The organism is Dechloromonas sp. ARDL1 (assembly GCF_051122455.1).
Classification (GTDB): domain Bacteria; phylum Pseudomonadota; class Gammaproteobacteria; order Burkholderiales; family Rhodocyclaceae; genus Azonexus.
In genome coordinates this window covers 2,409,315-2,424,894 of the sequence record NZ_CP168939.1, presented here as the reverse complement: position 1 = coordinate 2,424,894, position 15,580 = coordinate 2,409,315, and the positions used below count along the sequence as shown (strand labels likewise).

Genomic DNA, 15,580 nt, shown 5'->3' with positions numbered 1-15,580 from the left:
CACACCTCATTGCAACGTGACCGGTTCTGCAATACTACAAACCGTTTCCAGCACTATTTCGAACAGATCAGAGAGCGCATTGGCATCAAAGTCGTGGTCGTGGCAGTTCACGTTGACATTCAGCACCCCCGAGGCGTCTTGAGTCACTTTGAGAGATAGCATATCGATTGCCAATGAATCCAAATCAATTTGGGTCTGTGCGCTTTGACTTTTATTACTCATGATATTGCCTTTCGTATCGAATTATCCGCATTGGCGGACGACCCTCGATTAAGGGTCGGGTCGCCCATACCGTTTTCAGGCGGATATGGACGAGAAAGGCGCACAAACCCTCACGGGCTTTCCTACAATCACCAAATTTTTAAAGATCGAACTGTATTCAGACCATTCAGCAAATGGCAAAACCGGTTGGGTTAGCTGAACAGAAGCGGCGCTGTTCTGATTAGAGGTTGATAGTGTTACTATCCTCCGGACTGAGTGGGGGAGGATGGAGATGCGCAAAGCCCAATTCGCCAAGCTGGTGGAGTCCCTGAAGGGCCTCACGGCTGACCAGATGGAGCAGCTTCGAGCGGCCTATCGACCACTCAAGCGGAACGCAGCAGCATCCGCGCAATCGAGTCCTCCGGCCCCTTGGCTTGCCGCCACTGCGGTAGCCTGCACGTCGTCCGCAATGGCACCCGCAACGGCTTGCAGCGGGTCATGTGCCGGGACTGCAAGAAGACCTCCAACGCAGCAACTGGAACGCCGCTCTCCCGCCTCAAGCACAAGGAGAAGTTCATCCAGTACGCCGAGTGCATGCGGCAAGGGATGACGGTCCGCCAGGCCGCTTACGAGGTGGAGGTGTGCCGCGATACGGCCTTCAGGTGGCGCCATCGCTTTCTCACCAACGTCCAAGCCCACCAGCCGGCGGGTGTGACCGGGATACTGGAGGTTGATGAGACCTATTTCCGTGAGTCCCAGAAGGGCTCAAGGACGCTCACGCGGCCGGCGCGTAAGCGGGGTGGTAAAGCCAAGGGCAAAGGCCGATTCAGCAAGGATTGGGTTCCTGTACTGGTTGGTAGGGCGCGAGGGCAGCCACAGACTGTGGATAGGGTGTTGGCGAAGGTTAACGGCGCCGAAGTGACTGACGCGTTGAAGGCGGCTGTTCTACCCGGCGAGACGGTAGTTTGCACCGACGGGCACTCGGCCTTCCTCCACCTTCAACGAACGCTCGGGGTGCAGACCAAGAGCTTTACGGCCAGCTACGCCTGTCCGGGTCTCGACAAGGTCTATCACGTCCAGTCGGCTAACAACTACCACGAGCGCTTGAAGACGTGGATACAGCGCCGACTGCGCGGAGTGGCTACGAAGTATCTACCGAACTACCTGGCTTGGATGCGTTTGATGGCTTGGAACAAGGACGGCGTGAACTCTGATGAAATCGTGGCTTCCGCCCTGGGGAGGCAGGTTATCAACCTCTAATCAGGACAGAGCCTAATCAGGACAGAGCCAATCATTCAGCTGTCCAATATGCAGCATTGCAGGCTATTTGATTGCCGGGTTAATAACTTTGCGTGGAGCGCGGGGTTTTTTTGTGCCAGTAGTAGTTTTCTTTTCCGTGACCATAATTCTAATCCCAGTAGTTGTTGATCACGTTGCACTATATCTGCTATAGTTGAGTTGTGCAAGTTCGCCTAGTAGTTTCCGGAATATTTTGTTAGCGCATTATGGGGGGGTAATTTATGGCTCAGGTAGTACATCGAGCATGTCCAGCTTGTGGTAGAGATAATAATTCTATTCCGTCCATGATATTTCAGGATACAGACTGGCCGATTAAGAAATGCAGTAACTGTGAATTTGTATATCTTGAAGACGCGCCAAACTACGAGCGACTAGTTGATGAGTTTGCTTGGGAAAAGACATCAGCTACTGAGAAGATTAGGCGCTTTACTGAAGAGCCTGTTAAGCAATCAATAAGTAAGAGGCTAAAGCAATTTCGCAGGCGCTGGTTGAAACGAGACAAGCTTTCTAAGCTTATCAAAGCTTATTTTACTGAGGGTAACGTGGTGGATATAGGTTGTGCGGGGGGGGGGGTGCTTGTTGGCCTTGACAAGTTATATACGCCTCACGGAATCGAAATATCACGTGTTTTAGCGTCAAGTGCTAATGAAAAAGTTATGCCACGTGGTGGCTTCGTTGTTCATGATTCTGCACTGAGTGGCCTAGGTAAGTTTTCAGATAACTATTTTACTGGCGTCATACTTAGTGCTTTTTTAGAGCATGAGATTGAGCCAAAGCTGTTACTAACAGAAGTTAGTCGTACTTTAAAGCCTGATGGTCATTGCATAATTAAAGTTCCAAATTATTCATCACTTAACAGGGTTATTCGTGGTGAACAGTGGTGCGGATATAGATTGCCAGACCATGTAAATTATTTCACGCCTTCCAGCTTATTAAGAATGTGCAAAGACGCGGGGCTTAGTATTAAAAAGTTTTCATTTGCTGACCATTTGCCTACAAGTGACAATATGTGGATTGTAGTAAGCAAAGCTGGTGCTATGCGATAAATGGGCTCTGTCCTGATTAGAGGTTGATAACCTGCCTCCCCAGGGCGGAAGCCACGATTTCATCAGAGTTCACGCCGTCCTTGTTCCAAGCCATCAAACGCATCCAAGCCAGGTAGTTCGGTAGATACTTCGTAGCCACTCCGCGCAGTCGGCGCTGTATCCACGTCTTCAAGCGCTCGTGGTAGTTGTTAGCCGACTGGACGTGATAGACCTTGTCGAGACCCGGACAGGCGTAGCTGGCCGTAAAGCTCTTGGTCTGCACCCCGAGCGTTCGTTGAAGGTGGAGGAAGGCCGAGTGCCCGTCGGTGCAAACTACCGTCTCGCCGGGTACAACAGCCGCCTTCAACGCGTCAGTCACTTCGGCGCCGTTAACCTTCGCCAACACCCTATCCACAGTCTGTGGCTGCCCTCGCGCCCTACCAACCAGTACAGGAACCCAATCCTTGCTGAATCGGCCTTTGCCCTTGGCTTTACCACCCCGCTTACGCGCCGGCCGCGTGAGCGTCCTTGAGCCCTTCTGGGACTCACGGAAATAGGTCTCATCAACCTCCAGTATCCCGGTCACACCCGCCGGCTGGTGGGCTTGGACGTTGGTGAGAAAGCGATGGCGCCACCTGAAGGCCGTATCGCGGCACACCTCCACCTCGTAAGCTGTTGACGCTCGTTGAAAACTGACCAGAAAAGTGGGGGTGTGCGCGCTGAAAATTGACCAGGGTGATTAACTCGTCCGCTCATTTTTTGAGCAGGATTTTAGGAGATGATCACCATGAAGGATCTGGGAAGGATTCGGCGGTTGTTTTATCGGGATGGCCTATCGCTGTCCGAGATTTCGCGGAAGACGGGGTATAGCCGGAACACCGTCAAACGTTGGTTACGGACACCGGAAGGGGCGGAGCCGAAGTACGAACGGCAGAACCCGAACATCAAGATTGCCCCGTATGCGGCGCGCCTGATCAAGGCACTGGAGGCGGATGCCCGCCGTCCGAAACGGGATCGGCGCACAGCACTGAAACTGTTTGGCGAATTGCAGGCCGCCGGATTCACCGGTACCTACTGCCGGGTCACCGAATTCATCCGGCGCTGGCGGGCCGATGGCGGTGCAGCCGTCAGTAAAGCCTTCGTTCCGCTCCACTTCGAGTTGGGCGAAGCCTTCCAGTTCGACTGGAGCGAAGAGCATCTGGTCATTGGCGGGGTCTGGCGCAAGATTCTCGCCTCACATCTGAAACTCTGCGCCAGTCGGGCCTTTGTCGTTCAAGCCTATCCGACGCAAGGTCACGAGATGCTGTTCGATGCCCATACCCGCTCGTTTGCGGCGCTGGGTGGCATTCCCCGGCGCGGCATCTACGACAATATGAAGACGGCCGTGGATAAGGTGCAGAAAGGCAAATCCCGCATCGTCAATTCGCGCTTCTCGGCGATGGCCTCCCACTACCTGTTTGATCCGGATTTCTGCAATGTCGCCAGCGGCTGGGAGAAAGGCGTCGTCGAGAAGAACGTCCAGGATAGTCGGCTCCGTCTCTGGCAGGATGCCGGCAAGGAGCGATTCAGTTCATTCACCGAACTGAACGTCTGGCTGCTCGAGCGCTGCCGGGGGCTGTGGCAGGAATTGCGTCATCCCGAGTACGCTGACCTGACAGTGGCCGAGATGCTCGAACACGAACAACCGAGCCTGATGCCGATGGTCGCATCCTTCGATGGCTACGTCGAAACCTTGGGCAAGGTATCGAGCACCTGCCTGGTGACGCTGGATCGCAACCGCTACTCGGTACCGTGCGAACTGGTGGGCCAAGCCGTCAGCCTGCGTCTTTATCCGGAACGGATCGACATTGTGGCGCACGATACTCGGGTGGCCAGTCATCCCCGCAACTTCAGTCGGCAGCAAACCCTCTACGACTGGCAGCACTACATCCCGCTGATCGAACGCAAGCCAGGGGCCTTGAGAAATGGCGCGCCGTTTGCCGACATGCCGGAGCCATTGCAACGATTACGCAGCTTGCTCCTGCGCCGGGAAGGTGGTGATCGGGTGATGGCCAAAGTGCTATCGGCAATTTCGCAGTTTGATCTGGAAGCGGTGCTGGTTGCCGTCGATCTGGTGCTGGAGTCCGGCCTACCCAGTGCCGAGCACATCGAGAACATGCTCAACCGCCTGAAGTCGGGTCCCATGCCGCCACCGGTGGAAACGCCACTCACCCTCAGCGAAGTACCGATTGCCGATACCGGCCGCTATGACCGCTTGCGTACCGAGGTGACTGATCATGCGTGAGCTGATGAGCGAGTTCAAGGAACTGCGTTTGCACGGCATGGCCGGTGCCTGGGAGGAGCTGACAGCCAACGGTAGCAGCCGTGTCGAAGCCTCACGTTGGCTGATCGAACATCTACTGCAAGCCGAGCATACTGATCGAGTGATGCGTTCGATTGGCTATCAGATGCATGCGGCCCGCTTCCCGGTACATCGTGATCTGGCCGGATTCGACTTCGAACAATCGAAGGTGGATCAGAAGCTGATCCGGCAACTGGCCGACCTCTCCTTTGCCGAGGAAGCCCAGAACGTCGTGTTCATTGGTGGCACGGGCACTGGCAAGACCCACCTCGCGACGGCGCTGGGTGTCTCGGGCATTACCCATCACAGCAAGCGGGTGCGTTTCTTCTCGACGGTTGATCTGGTCAATGCGCTGGAACAGGAGAAGGCTGCTGGCAAAGCCGGGCGGATTGCCTTGGGGCTGCTGCGCATGGATCTGGTCATCCTCGATGAGTTGGGCTATTTGCCGTTCAGTCAGGCCGGTGGCGCCTTGCTGTTCCACTTGCTGTCGAAACTCTACGAGCACACCAGTGTGATGATCACGACCAATCTGACCTTCGCCGAATGGCCGAGCGTCTTTGGCGATGCCAAGATGACCACTGCCTTGCTCGACCGGCTGACGCATCACTGCCATATCGTCGAGACCGGGAATGAGTCGTTTCGCTTCCGGCACAGCACGGCAACGGCCAAGTCGAGGATCAAGGCGCGGGAGCAGAGCAAGCGGGGAAATCCACCCGAAGCAGATCCGTTCTGATCGAGGCCGCGTTGGGAAATCCGTTCCGGACTCCGTCCTCCACGGCTTTCCCAACGCATTCGTCGTGGCTCGGAAATCAGTTGTTCTGAGCTACACTTATCCACAAGCCCACCTATGTCAGGTGGCTATCACACCTGGTCAAAATTCAACGCGCACAGGTGGTCAAATTTAAACGCGCGCCGACACGCAAGAAGATGATTGACCGCAATCACGACCTGCCAGTGGTCCGGCAATGCCAGATTCTGGCGTTGGCACGGTCGACGGCCTACTACACGCCGAAACCGACCTCAACCGAGGAATTGGCGCTGATGCGCCGGATGGACGAATTGCATCTGGAGTTCCCATTCGCCGGAAGCCGGATGCTGCGCGACCTGCTCAGAAATGAGGGGCAGCCCGTCGGCCGCAAGCGGATCCGCCGGCTGATGCGGCAGATGGGCATCGAAGCCTTGTATCGCAAGCCGAACACCAGTCGTCGGCATGCGGCCCACCCGATTTATCCCTACCTGCTGCGCAACCTGAGCATCGAGCGGCCCAATCACGTGTGGGCGACCGACATCACCTACATCCCGATGCGCCGAGGCTTCGTCTATCTGGTCGCCATCGTTGATTGGTACAGTCGCCGGGTTCTGGCCTGGCGTTTATCGAACACGCTGACCACCGACTTCTGCCTCGAGGCATTGCAGGAAGCGATAACGCGTTACGGCACGCCGGAAATCTTCAACACCGACCAGGGCAGCCAGTTCACCAGCAGCGAATTCACCGGGCAGCTCAAAGCGAACGGCATTCGTATCAGCATGGACGGCAAGGGTTGCTGGCGTGATAACGTCTTCGTCGAGCGCCTCTGGCGGACCATCAAGTACGACGAGGTGTATCTCAAAGCCTATGAGTCCGTATCCCACGCCAAGGCGAGCCTGGGGCAGTTCATCACGTTCTACAACAGCCGGCGGCCTCATCAGGCATTTGCCGGCAAGACACCGGACATGATTTACTTCGCCGGCTTGCCGCAGGAACCCCTCGCCGCATGAAACCCGCGTTACCCACCGCGCCGGCCGCCTACGGTCTGAACGGACCTTCGGCAACCGTCACCGTGGATAACGCTACACCCGCAGGGCTCCACTTATCACCGTCGAAAATCTGTCCAAACAGCCGGGTCCTGCTCTTAGCGGCCACCCAGCCAGTAGCTCAAAACAGTGCGAATTGCTTCTTTCTGGTAGTTTCGATGCCCACACAGCGCATCAAGAAATGCCTCATAACGGGATTCATCCCACTTTGCTGGGTCGTGTGGCTTGACCGTCAGGACAAGATCCTCGTTGCGGAAAGTACGGCTATCGTTGGTGCGGCGTGCGGCGGCGTTCATGCTTTCTTGCTCTTCGGTTTAGCTGCAGTGGCCTTGGTCGTGGCTTTCTTTGTGGCGGCTTTGGCGCGTGTCGCCTTGGTTGGGCTGGCCGGGCCGAAGTCAGCGGACGGAATCACCACCCGCGCCTCGTTGCCGTAGATGTCGAGAAAGACCGCCATCACCTGCGCCCCCAGCCGGTTGGCGGGAAAGCGGACTTCCCAGCCGGCGGCTTCAATCGTTCCTGCGTAAAACACCTCGTCGAGGTCGAATACATCGGCCTCGGCGTCGTAGTCGTAGTCCAGCATCACCATCGACAGCGTTTCGCGGTTACCGCGCTTCTGCATCGGCTCACGCACAGCGGCATCACTGTAGAAAGTATCGATGCGGATAAACGCCTCTTCCAGCAATTCGCCTTCCGGATTGCCCCGTCCGACCGCATAATCGAGTTCCGGCGTTTTGATGAAATCAAAACCGACGGCATCCACAGTGTCGTTAACCGCCATCTCGTCGGTGGGCTGTTTTAGCGCGAGGAAATCGCGCTGGTGCAGTTCGTGAATGATCGAGTACGGTACGCGCAGCGCGTAATAACGCACCTCGCCAATCTGCACGTAGTCCTGCTGAAAGTCGAAGGCCATTGCTGGGGCAATGATGAACATGCGCGTGCCGATCTTCGATCCTGCCGCTTCATGAATTGAGCGCAACGTGTCTTCGCCGACCGTCTTGCCCGCCTGCGTACGATGGTCGAACACCTGAACGGGGCATGATTTCAGCGTGCCGTCGAATGGGATGCCGCCGATGCGATGTGGTTCATCCTGACAGCCGAACAAGGTTAGCGCGAAGCGTCGCCAGTCGTCCCATGACAAATCCTTTAGGCGAGCAAAGTCGTACAAGCCGGCGTTGTAGAGTGTGAAGGGCTTGGCCTTGTGTGGTGCCCCCTTGTTGCCAATGTCGGCCTTGAGATTGAGTAGGCGCTTTTGAATCGTGTAGATGGACAGCTTGCCGCAGTCGATACCGATCCAACGGCGGCCGAGTTTTTCGGCGACGGCGCAGGTTGTTCCTGATCCTCCGAAAGCATCAAGAACAATGTCTCCAGGATTGGACGATGCCTGAATGACACGAGCAAGAAGCTCTTCCGGTTTCTGCGTTGGGTAGCCAGTCCTTTCAACTGAAAGGTTGTGCATCAGCTTTATGTCGAGCCAAATGTCTTGAAGTTGAACGCCTTGAAGCTCGTCAGCAAACCTCTTTAGGCGTGGCATCCCTCCTTCCTTTGCCGGCCAATGAATTTTTCCGGCGGCATCGAGTTTGTCCAACTCTGATGGTCTCACCTTCCAATGGTTTCCCTTTTCGTTGGGGTCGATGCCTCGCCACGGCTGCACAGTTTCACCGCGTCGCGTTCCCCGTGCAGTCAAGTCGCCGCGCGCATATCGGCGACCAGTTTTCGCGTCGACAGAGTCGAAAAATTGGTCGATGTATTCCTGAGACGCTTCCCCGTATTGTTCATTCCAGACGTATTCACTGCTGCGCGAATAGAAGAATATCGAGTCATGGATAGGCCCATATTTCTGCGCATCATTGTGGGCGCTGAGTCGTTTCCAGACGATTTCGTTGATGAAGTTTTGTTCGCCAAAAATTTCGTCCAACAATACTTTCGCATAGTGGGCTTTGCGTTGATCGAGGTGCACATAGATCGCCCCGTCGTCGGCTAAGAGTTCACGCAACAGAACCAAACGCCGGCGCAAAAATTCGATGAACTGCGCACCGGCAATTTTGTCTTGGTAAGCCTTCTCGTCTTTGCTTCCACGAAACTCTTGCCGTGAGGAAAACGGTGGATCGATGTACACCAGACGCACGCCTGATGTGCCATCGGCATTGCATAGCTCCCCAGCGCGCTTCATTTCTAGCAGGCGTTTCATTGCTTGCAGGTTGTCACCGAAAATCAGTTTGTTGTGCCACGCCACACCGTTTTTGTTGAAGGTGCGCACCGGCTGCAAGGGTACCGCTAACGTGTTGGCGATGATGTCTTCTTCGCGATCCTTGCCGTGATAGACCAGCTCGTATTCCCGTTTCTCGGGCGGGAACAGGATGCGCGACCACTCCGGCGAAAGCTCTTCGCCGGAAGCCAGAATCTCGATGAGGCGATTTCGTTGTTCAGGGCTCATTACGTCTCTCCGCCAGTATTTGCTGTTGTTTCCCGATGCCAGGCTGACGGGCTAAAAAACCGAAGACTTATGTCGTCGGCGAACATTCAATGTTAACCCAGCTGGTTGAAAATCGCATCGACGTGTACACCGTAAAACCGGCGATTTACTATCTATTTACCGATTTGGCATATTGCTGCGTCGGTTCAACCGATAGGAGATCGTCGAAATGTCTGACAAGCAAGATACCAAGCAGCAGGAGCAACAACCGATTGGCAAGATGAGCATCGCGGAAGTCGATGCTGAATTCGCCAATGCTGAAGCAACCATCAAGCGCCTCAACGAATCCGTCAAAGCGGCCTTCGAGACCAATCATCCGGTCAATGTGGATGACCTTCGCCAACTGCAACGCATGGGCCAGCGTCGTACCAAGCTGATGCTTCGCCGTATCGCACTGCTTGTTGCCAACCCGTCGAGCCAAGCCAATGATCTGCTCGATAAGCTCATGAAGGTGAAGGTCGCACAGGCATAGGTGGCCACTATGGCACCCAAACTGCACCCACTGGCAACAGCGGAAAACATGGAATGGGCAACGCGCATCTACTTCAAGCTGATGCGCCTCGCTCCCGATCTGCTGACCTTCGAGCAGCCCATTCACTTCAAGGCTGAGGGTTATTTCGCGCCCATCTGCCTTGAGGTCATGCAATCCACGGAAGGTTGCCGTTACGTCCAGTTGTATCACAGCTGGACTGATTCAGATGGCGAGCCGATTTCCGATCCGCGCATCGTCATCGCTCTGTACCCCGATTGGGAAATGGCCGAGGCAGTGATGTACTCCGACATGTTCAGCTTCAATGAGGCCTATCCGGTTAAAGATGGGCCAGTCGATGCCAACGTCCATCGCACCATAAACGCCTTCCTTGAGCGCTGGTTGGATTCGCTGCTCAACGAGGAACGATTGCAGCGGGTGGCTGCATGAAGCCCGGCGATAAGGTCTTGTCGCTGGAGGCCAATCGGGCTTGGGCCAAGCGAATTTATCAAAAGCTGCTGATCGTTGTCCCTGATCTTTGGGAAATCAGTGAGTACGCTAAGTCGCGGGTTGATGGGTATATGGATCTCAACCTCGATGTACTGATTGCGGCCAAGGGCTACCGACGTATCGCCTTGAGCCACTACTGGAAGCACGACTCAGGCGACATGATTGCCGATCCTGACATGGAGATTGGCGTCTATCGCGACTGGGAAATGGCCGAGGCGCTGACCTATCAGGACATGTGGTCCTACGACGACGTGTATTCAGGCCCGGACGGTCAGGCTGACCGTCGCCACTACCTGCACTGCAATGCCTTTCTCGAAAAGTGGCTTGAGGCGTTGGCTGAGCAGGGACACTTGCTACGGAAATGAGGAGAAAACTATGGGCTATCGCTGTGCGTGTGGCCTAACTGCGTATCGCTGCAAGGAATGTGGCTGGCAATGGTGTTCAAGCCGGAATTGCCGCAAAGGGAACGGTAAGGACGACAACCAGCCGATCAACAAGTGTCCGCGTTGCAGGGGGTATGGTTCGACCTCGTAGGCAAGGAGGGCTGCCCGATAGTATCTGCTCTGCGGGATATAATGCTGACCGACAAAACAAAATCAGTAGGTTAAGTATGGCTCGGATTCAATTGGCAGTGTGCTTGGGTGACAAGCCCTTAACTTTACGGATTGATGTTTTACTGTGACACGAATCAAGATTTGCGGCCTGACCCGTGAAGCCGATGTCGATGCGGCCGTGGCGGCGGGGGCCGATGCCATCGGTTTTGTTCTCTACCCGCCCAGTCCGCGCTATGTGACGCCGCAACGGGCAGCCGAACTGGCCAGGCGGATTCCGCCCTTCGTCGATGTCGTCGGTCTCTTCGTCAACGAGGCGCCGGCGGTCGTGCAGGCGGCCTGCGAGAGTTTGCCGATCAACCTGCTGCAGTTCCATGGCGATGAGGACGCGGCTTATTGCCGCCAGTTTTCAAGACCTTGGCTGCGGGCGGCACGAGTGAGGCCGGGCCTCGATCTGGTAGAATTCGCCCGCTCGTTTCCCGAAGCCCGGGGTTTGCTGCTCGATGCCTTCGTCGAAGGCTATGGTGGCGGTGGCCACGTCTTCGATTGGAAGCTGATTCCGCCCGGCTTGCCAGGTTATCTGGTGCTCTCCGGCGGGTTGAACGCGGACAACGTCGGTGATGCTATCCGGCGCGTGCGGCCGGTGGCCGTTGATGTGTCGTCGGGGGTGGAAATGAGCAAGGGCATCAAGGATCACGCAAAAATCGCTGCCTTCGTGGCGGCTGTACGGAAAGCCGATGAGTCAATATAACTTCCCCGACGCCAAGGGCCATTTCGGTCCCTACGGTGGTGTCTTCGTCGCCGAGACGCTGTTCGGTGCGCTCGATGAGCTGAAGGCAGCCTATGCTGCTGCGCAGGCCGATCCGGCCTTCCGCGCCGAATACGAATACGAGCTGAAGCATTTCGTCGGCCGTCCGTCGCCGATCTATCACGCCAAACGCTGGTCCGACCTGCTCGGCGGTGCGCAGATCTATCTGAAGCGTGAAGACCTGAACCATACCGGTGCCCACAAGGTGAACAACTGCATCGGCCAGGCCATCCTGGCTAGGCGTATGGGCAAGCCGCGCGTCATCGCCGAAACGGGTGCCGGCCAGCACGGCGTCGCAACGGCTACGGTCGCCGCCCGCTACGGTATGGAATGTGTTGTCTATATGGGCAGCGAGGACGTCAAGCGTCAGGCCGCCAACGTCTATCGCATGAAGCTGCTCGGCGCCACCGTGGTGCCGGTCGAATCCGGCTCGAAGACCCTGAAGGATGCGCTGAATGAAGCGATGCGCGACTGGGTCACCAACATCCACAACACCTTCTACATCATCGGCACGGTCGCTGGACCGCACCCATACCCCATGCTGGTCCGCGATTTCCAGAAGATCATTGGCGAGGAGTGCCTGACGCAGATGCCGGAAATGGCCGGACGCCAGCCGGATGCGGTGATCGCCGCCGTCGGTGGTGGCTCCAACGCAATGGGCATTTTCTATCCCTACATCGATGTCGAGGGCGTGCGCCTGATCGGCGTCGAGGCGGCCGGCTCCGGCATCGAGACCGGCCTGCATGCCGCCTCGCTGACTGCCGGCGTGCCGGGAGTGTTGCATGGCAACCGCACCTACCTGTTGCAGGACGAGGACGGCCAGATCATCGAGACGCACTCGGTGTCCGCCGGCCTCGATTACCCGGGCGTCGGCCCTGAACACGCCTGGTTGAAGGACATCGGTCGCGCCGAATATCAGCCGATCACCGATGCCGAGGCACTGGAAGCATTCCACAACCTGTGCCGCCTGGAAGGCATCATTCCGGCGCTCGAGTCGAGCCATGCGCTGGCCTACGCCGCCAAGCTTGCGCCGACGATGGGCAAGGACAAGATTCTGCTGGTCAACCTCTCCGGCCGGGGTGACAAGGACATGCATACCGTGGCCGAGAAATCCGGGATCGTATTCTGATGTCGCGCATCCAAAAAGCTTTCGAACGCCTGAATGGCGAGGGCCGCAAGGCGCTGATCCCGTTCATCACGGCGGGCGACCCCAATGCCGACCTGACCGTGCCACTGATGCATGCCCTGGTAGAAGCCGGCGCCGATGTCATCGAGCTGGGCGTTCCGTTCTCCGACCCGATGGCCGATGGCCCGACCATCCAACGCGCTTCCGAACGCGCCCTGGCGCGTGGCATGACACTGCGGAAGGTGCTGCAACTGGTCACCACCTTCCGCACGGTCGACGACAAGACGCCGGTGGTGCTGATGGGCTACGCGAACCCGATCGAAGCCATGGGCCTTGAGCGTTTTGCCGAGAAGGCCGCGCAATCGGGCGTCGATGGTGTGTTGGTGGTCGATTACCCGCCCGAGGAAGCCGAAACCTTTGGCGCAGCGATGAAGGCGCACGGCCTTGATCCGATCTTCCTAATTGCGCCGACCTCCAGCCCGGAGCGCATTGCCCAGGTGGCGACGATTGCCAGCGGCTATGTCTATTACGTGTCCTTGGCCGGGGTGACCGGTTCTGGCGCGCTGAATGTCGATGCAGTGGCCGAGCGCCTGCCGGCTATTCGCGAAAAGACCGGCCTGCCGGTCGGTGTCGGTTTCGGCATCCGCGATGCCGCGACGGCGTCGCGCATTGCCCGCTTTGCCGACGCTGTCGTGGTCGGCAGCCGGATTATCGAAGAAATTGAAAAATCGACGGCGGAGTCAGCCTGTGCCAATGTGAAGGCACTGGTCTCGGATATTCGTCGTGGTGTGGATGAGGTGAAACAATGAGCTGGCTAACCAAACTGCTGCCCCCGAAGATCAAGCGTGAACAGGGTGCACAGCGCCGCGGCAACCTGCCGGAAGGCCTGTGGAGCAAGTGCCCGTCCTGCGAGGCTGTGCTTTATGCGACCGACCTCGAAAACAACATGCAGGTTTGTCCCAAGTGCGGCCATCACAATCGTGTGAATTCCCGTCAGCGTCTCGACTTGCTGCTCGATGCGGAAGGCCGTTTCGAGATCGGTGCCGAAGTCGTGCCGGTGGACAGCCTGAAGTTCAAGGACTCCAAGAAATACCCGGATCGCCTGATGGAAGCCAATGAGGCGACCGGCGAGAGCGACTCCCTGGTGGTGATCCAGGGCGCCATCAAGACCATGCCGGTCGTTGCTGCCGCTTTCGAATTCGACTTCATGGGCGGTTCGATGGGCTCGGTACTCGGCGAGCGCTTCGTGCGCGGCGTGCAGAATGCCGTCGAGCAAAAAATGCCCTTCATCTGCATCACCGCGTCCGGCGGTGCCCGCATGCAGGAAGGCCTGTTCTCGCTGATGCAGATGGCCAAGACGACCGCAGCATTGACCAAATTGTCGGAAGCGGGCCTGCCCTTCATCTCCATCCTGACCGACCCGACCATGGGTGGCGTCTCGGCTTCCTTCGCCTTCGTCGGTGACGTGGTGATTGCCGAGCCCAAGGCCCTGATCGGCTTTGCCGGCCCGCGCGTCATCGAGCAGACCGTACGCGAGAAGCTGCCGGAAGGATTCCAGCGTTCCGAGTTCATCCTCGAAAAGGGTGCCATCGACATGATCGTCGACCGCCGTGACATGCGCGACCAGGTCGCCCGCGTGCTCGCGCTTTTGCAAAAACTGCCGGCCGCCGCTTGAAAACTCTAGAAGGCTGGTTGCAGCATCTCGAAGGCCTGCACCCCCGGGGGCAGGCCGGCATCGAACTGGGGCTGGATCGTATCCGCCTCGTCAAGGAAGCGCTCGGGCAGGTTCAGCACTGCCCGGTGATCATCGTCGGTGGCACCAACGGCAAGGGGTCGACCTGCGCCTATCTCGCCAACATCATCGACCGTGCCGGCTATCGTGTGGGCTGCTATACCTCCCCCCACCTGATGGCCTACAACGAACGCGTTCGTCTCAACGGCCAACCGGCCAGCGATGCCGCCCTCTGTGCGGCCTTTGAGCGGGTCGAGGCGGCACGCCAGAAGGCCGGCGGGGTTGCCCTGACCTATTTCGAATTCGGTACGCTGGCGGCCTGGGAGGTGTTTGCCGAAGCCAAGGTCGAGGCGGCTATTCTCGAGGTCGGGCTCGGTGGGCGGCTGGATGCCGTGAACGCCTATGAGCCGGACGTCTCCATCGTCACCTCCATTGCGCTCGACCATACCGACTGGCTGGGGCCGGATCGCGAGTCGATCGGATTCGAAAAGGCCGGTATTTTCCGCGCCGCTAAGCCCGCCCTGTGTGCCGATCCGAATCCGCCGCAGCGCCTGCTTGATCATGCGGCGGCGGTCGGTGCCGATCTGCGGCTGATCGGACGCGATTTCGGTTTCGAGCGCCCGGCGGCGGATAGCAACGAGAATCGCCTGCAGTGGCGCTGGTGGTGCCGCTCCAACGGGCAACTGATCAAGCGGGCCCTAGCCTATCCAGGATTACGCGGGCCGACGCAGCTATTCAATGCCGCCGTCGTGCTGGCGGCACTGGAGGTCATTTCCGACAAGTTGCCGGTGACCATGCAGGCTATCCGTCCGGGCCTGATCGAGACCGAGTTGTCCGGCCGTTTCCAGGTTGTTCCGGGCAAACCGGCGATCGTGCTCGACGTGGGCCATAACCCGCAGGCCGTCAAGGTGTTGGCCGATAACCTGTCGGGCATGGGTTTCTTCGATCGCACGCTGGCCGTGGTCGGCATGTTGAGCGACAAGGATATCGCCGGGGCGTTGGCGCCGCTCAAGGGCAAGATCGATGTTTGGCATGTCGCGACCCTTGGCGGAGTGCGCGGCACACCAGCTGACAAATTAGCCGACATCATTGTTTCCTCGGGCCTGGGAGGCGAGATTTGCTGTCATCCGTCAGCGCAGGAAGCAATGCAGGCAGCCAAGGGGCAAGCCTCTGAAAGTGATAGAATTCTGGCCTTTGGTTCCTTCCACACGGTAGCCGGTGCGCTTGAGGCGCTCGGGAAAAAAGCCTGAT

Annotated in this window: 15 protein-coding genes and 2 pseudogenes; 13 read left to right on the top strand and 4 right to left on the bottom strand. The window is 57.7% G+C overall.

Going from position 1 to position 15,580, the window contains the following annotated elements; all coding sequences use genetic code 11:
- Window positions 1-6: 6 nt before the first annotated feature.
- On the bottom strand, window positions 7-222 hold the full coding sequence (locus AB6Q56_RS11895; protein ID WP_434513389.1) for a hypothetical protein: 216 nt from the start codon (window positions 220-222) through the stop codon (window positions 7-9).
- A 271-nt stretch (window positions 223-493) separates the two neighbouring features.
- Here AB6Q56_RS11895 and AB6Q56_RS11890 point away from each other — a divergent pair.
- Together AB6Q56_RS11890 and AB6Q56_RS11885 are read left to right on the top strand one after the other, a co-directional pair.
- Window positions 494-1,461 (top strand): annotated as a pseudogene (locus AB6Q56_RS11890) (IS1595 family transposase).
- Between the two features lie 260 nt (window positions 1,462-1,721).
- Entirely contained in the window at window positions 1,722-2,546 is an 825-nt protein-coding gene (locus AB6Q56_RS11885; RefSeq protein ID WP_434513388.1) for a class I SAM-dependent methyltransferase, read from the top strand.
- A gap of 16 nt (window positions 2,547-2,562) precedes the next feature.
- Here the strand turns inward: AB6Q56_RS11885 and AB6Q56_RS11880 are convergent, their stop codons facing one another.
- A complete protein-coding gene (locus AB6Q56_RS11880; protein ID WP_434513387.1) occupies window positions 2,563-3,183 on the bottom strand; it encodes an IS1595 family transposase in 621 nt (206 codons plus the stop codon).
- Between the two features lie 129 nt (window positions 3,184-3,312).
- Here AB6Q56_RS11880 and istA point away from each other — a divergent pair, with 129 nt between their 5' ends.
- The 3 genes and pseudogenes from istA to AB6Q56_RS11865 form a co-directional block, all read left to right on the top strand.
- Window positions 3,313-4,809, top strand: coding sequence for an IS21 family transposase (istA, locus tag AB6Q56_RS11875; RefSeq protein WP_434517118.1), 1,497 nt, complete (start codon window positions 3,313-3,315; stop codon window positions 4,807-4,809).
- The gene (gene istB, locus AB6Q56_RS11870) at window positions 4,799-5,599 is read left to right on the top strand and encodes an IS21-like element helper ATPase IstB (RefSeq protein ID WP_434517117.1); all 801 of its coding nucleotides are present in this window, start codon (window positions 4,799-4,801) and stop codon (window positions 5,597-5,599) included. The genes istA and istB overlap by 11 nt, the downstream gene beginning before the upstream one ends.
- A gap of 185 nt (window positions 5,600-5,784) precedes the next feature.
- Window positions 5,785-6,624: pseudogene (locus tag AB6Q56_RS11865) on the top strand (IS3 family transposase); the annotation flags it as partial.
- A gap of 134 nt (window positions 6,625-6,758) precedes the next feature.
- Here AB6Q56_RS11865 and AB6Q56_RS11860 read toward each other — a convergent pair.
- Both AB6Q56_RS11860 and AB6Q56_RS11855 read right to left on the bottom strand, forming a co-directional pair.
- Window positions 6,759-6,956: a hypothetical protein gene (locus tag AB6Q56_RS11860; RefSeq protein WP_434513386.1), complete on the bottom strand. Its 198-nt coding sequence runs from the start codon at window positions 6,954-6,956 to the stop codon at window positions 6,759-6,761.
- The gene (locus AB6Q56_RS11855) at window positions 6,953-9,094 is read right to left on the bottom strand and encodes a site-specific DNA-methyltransferase (protein ID WP_434513385.1); all 2,142 of its coding nucleotides are present in this window, start codon (window positions 9,092-9,094) and stop codon (window positions 6,953-6,955) included. The genes AB6Q56_RS11860 and AB6Q56_RS11855 overlap by 4 nt, the downstream gene beginning before the upstream one ends.
- A gap of 208 nt (window positions 9,095-9,302) precedes the next feature.
- On the opposite strand from AB6Q56_RS11855, the gene AB6Q56_RS11850 reads away from it, so the two are divergent.
- From AB6Q56_RS11850 to folC, 8 genes are all read left to right on the top strand, one after another.
- On the top strand, window positions 9,303-9,605 hold the full coding sequence (locus AB6Q56_RS11850) for a hypothetical protein (RefSeq protein WP_434513384.1): 303 nt from the start codon (window positions 9,303-9,305) through the stop codon (window positions 9,603-9,605).
- 9 nt (window positions 9,606-9,614) lie between these two features.
- Window positions 9,615-10,052: a DUF1249 domain-containing protein gene (locus tag AB6Q56_RS11845; protein ID WP_434513383.1), complete on the top strand. Its 438-nt coding sequence runs from the start codon at window positions 9,615-9,617 to the stop codon at window positions 10,050-10,052.
- A complete protein-coding gene (locus AB6Q56_RS11840) occupies window positions 10,049-10,477 on the top strand; it encodes a DUF1249 domain-containing protein (RefSeq protein WP_434513382.1) in 429 nt (142 codons plus the stop codon). The genes AB6Q56_RS11845 and AB6Q56_RS11840 overlap by 4 nt, the downstream gene beginning before the upstream one ends.
- A gap of 313 nt (window positions 10,478-10,790) precedes the next feature.
- Entirely contained in the window at window positions 10,791-11,414 is a 624-nt protein-coding gene (locus AB6Q56_RS11835) for a phosphoribosylanthranilate isomerase (RefSeq protein WP_434513381.1), read from the top strand.
- A complete protein-coding gene (trpB, locus tag AB6Q56_RS11830; RefSeq protein ID WP_434513380.1) occupies window positions 11,401-12,600 on the top strand; it encodes a tryptophan synthase subunit beta in 1,200 nt (399 codons plus the stop codon). Before AB6Q56_RS11835 ends, trpB begins: the two co-directional genes overlap by 14 nt.
- Window positions 12,600-13,406, top strand: a complete 807-nt coding sequence (trpA, locus tag AB6Q56_RS11825; protein WP_434513379.1) for a tryptophan synthase subunit alpha — start codon at window positions 12,600-12,602, stop codon at window positions 13,404-13,406. Before trpB ends, trpA begins: the two co-directional genes overlap by 1 nt.
- Window positions 13,403-14,272 carry an acetyl-CoA carboxylase, carboxyltransferase subunit beta gene (gene accD / locus AB6Q56_RS11820; RefSeq protein WP_434513378.1) on the top strand — a complete coding sequence of 290 codons (870 nt, stop codon included), beginning with the start codon at window positions 13,403-13,405 and terminating at the stop codon, window positions 14,270-14,272. Before trpA ends, accD begins: the two co-directional genes overlap by 4 nt.
- Window positions 14,269-15,579, top strand: a complete 1,311-nt coding sequence (folC, locus tag AB6Q56_RS11815; protein ID WP_434513377.1) for a bifunctional tetrahydrofolate synthase/dihydrofolate synthase — start codon at window positions 14,269-14,271, stop codon at window positions 15,577-15,579. The genes accD and folC overlap by 4 nt, the downstream gene beginning before the upstream one ends.
- The last annotated feature ends 1 nt before the right edge of the window (window position 15,580 follow it).